The organism is Mesobacillus sp. (assembly GCF_049588175.1).
In the GTDB taxonomy this organism is placed as follows: domain Bacteria; phylum Bacillota; class Bacilli; order Bacillales; family Cytobacillaceae; genus Mesobacillus.
In genome coordinates this window covers 1-2,290 of record NZ_JBAVFI010000549.1, presented here as the reverse complement: position 1 = coordinate 2,290, position 2,290 = coordinate 1, and the positions used below count along the sequence as shown (strand labels likewise).

Genomic DNA, 2,290 nt, shown 5'->3' with positions numbered 1-2,290 from the left:
AAGGTGAAAAATGGACGAAAAAGGATCGCTGGAAATACAGGCGGATCAGAGGCCTTGAATTTGACGGCGCTGTACAGACTGATGCTGAAAAGCAGACTGAACAGGAGCTGAATGACCTGAGGCTGCTGATCACAGCGCCGCTAATGAGGATGGCACGGAGGCTAAAGAGGGCAGACACTGGACGGAAACTGGCTGAAGCAGTGTATTTGTTCATGGAGGAGCTTGATATTCCGGCTAAGCTTGAACTCTGGAGAATGGCTGCTGAACAGGAAGGAAGGCTCGTGGAGGCAAGGGAGCATGAACAAGCGTGGAATGCTGTTATTGACCTGCTCGATCAGTTTGTGGAAATGCTCGGAGACAGCAAGGTTGCCCCTAAGCAGTTCGTGACAATCCTTGATGCTGGTTTCGAATCGCTGAAGTTTTCATTGATTCCTCCGGCGATTGACCAGGTGCTCATCGCGGACATCGAAAAGACAAGGCTTGCCGATATCAAGGTGGCGTTTGTCATTGGTGTTAACGAAGGCGTGCTTCCTGCGAAGATGTCTGAGGATGGAATTTTTGGCGATGATGACCGTGATCTTCTGCAATCAAAGGGAGTAAAGCTTGCACCAGGCAGCCGTACGAAATTGCTTGATGAGAACTTCATTGCCTATAAGGCGTTTGTTACTCCATCAGAGCTTCTTTATATCAGCTATCCGATTGCCAATGAAGAGGGAAAAGCGTTAATGCCATCCTCTTTTATCAAAAGGATATCAGACCTTTTTCCTGAGCATCAAACTCACTACTTCCTGCCTGATCCATCGGAATTGCCAGAGCAGGATCAGCTGGAATACGCAGCAGGAGAAAATGTGGCATTATCCTACCTGACCTCCCAGCTGCAGCTTAAGAAGCGGAATTATCCTGTATACGATTTCTGGTGGGATGTATACGATTATTATCTGAAAGACCATCGCTGGGCGGACACTGCTCGTAAAGTTCTATCAAGTCTCTTTTACGAAAACAGGACGAAGCAGCTTTCCGAAGATGTCACCAAGGAGCTGTATGGAGAGCAAATTGAAGCGAGCGTATCAAGGATGGAGCTTTTCAATAGCTGTCCATTCTCTCACTATGTCCAGCATGGACTGAAGCTCCGCGATCGACAGATTTTCAGGCTAGAAGCACCAGATATCGGAGACTTGTTCCATGCAGCATTAAAAGAAATTGCCGAAACGGTTATGGAACAAAACCTCAGCTGGGCAAGCCTTACAAGAGTACAAGCTGAAGCACTCGCCAGGGATGCAGTTCAGAAGCTGGCGCCGAAATTACAGAACGAGATTCTTCTGAGCTCGAACAGGCACCATTATATCAAGCAAAAACTGCAAAATATCATCAGCCGCGCTTCACTCGTGTTAAGTGAGCATGCTAAAGTCAGCGGGTTCTCCCCTGTTGGGCTGGAGCTCGGTTTTGGCCGTCAGGGAAAGCTGCCACCGCTTGCGTTTTCACTTAAGAATGGCACAAGGATGGAACTGATGGGCCGAATCGACCGTGTCGATAAAGCAGAGGATGATCAGGGTGTATATCTGAGGGTTGTCGACTATAAATCCAGCGTGAAGGATGTCAATTTGACAGAGGTTTACTATGGGGTTGCTTTGCAAATGCTCACCTATCTGGACATTATCATCACTCATTCACCATTATTGGTGGGAAGGCCGGCAGACCCGGCAGGAGTCCTGTATTTCCATGTCCATAATCCGATTGTCAATGCTTCTAAAATGCTGACTCTTGATGAAATTGAAGAAGAGATTCTCAAGCGTTTTAAAATGAATGGCTTACTGCTTAACGATGAAAATGTCATCAGGCTGATGGATAAAAGCATTGATACAGGCAGCTCCCAAATCATTTCTGCTGGTTTTAAAAAGGACGGAAGCCTTCTTAAAAGCTCGAAGGTTGCAAGTAAAGAAGACTTTGATCATTTAAGGCAATTTGTCCGCAATAAATATGTTGAAACAGGAAACGGAATTGTCAGCGGGATCGTTGATGTTTCTCCATATAAGCTCAAGGACCGTGTGCCTTGCACATTCTGTTCCTTCAAGCCTGTTTGCCAGTTTGACCAGGCGGTGGAATCCAATGATTTCAGGAAGCTACCGGTCATCAAGAAGGAAGATTTGCTTGAAGCTTTACGGCAGGATGAGAGCCTGAAGGTGAATGATACTCTAACTATAAATACAGATAGATTAGAAGATATAAAGAAACAAGATATTCTTGCATCAATCGGAGAGGAGGAAGAGGATCTTGGCTAAAATGAATATAC

At 46.0% G+C, this 2,290-nt stretch carries 1 protein-coding gene; it reads left to right on the top strand.

Features of this window, described 5'->3' with window-relative positions; genetic code table 11:
* Nucleotides 1-2,279: helicase-exonuclease AddAB subunit AddB (addB, locus tag WB217_RS13465; protein ID WP_423993727.1), on the top strand; the 2,279-nt coding region annotated here is incomplete at its 5' end.
* Nucleotides 2,280-2,290: the final 11 nt, after the last annotated feature.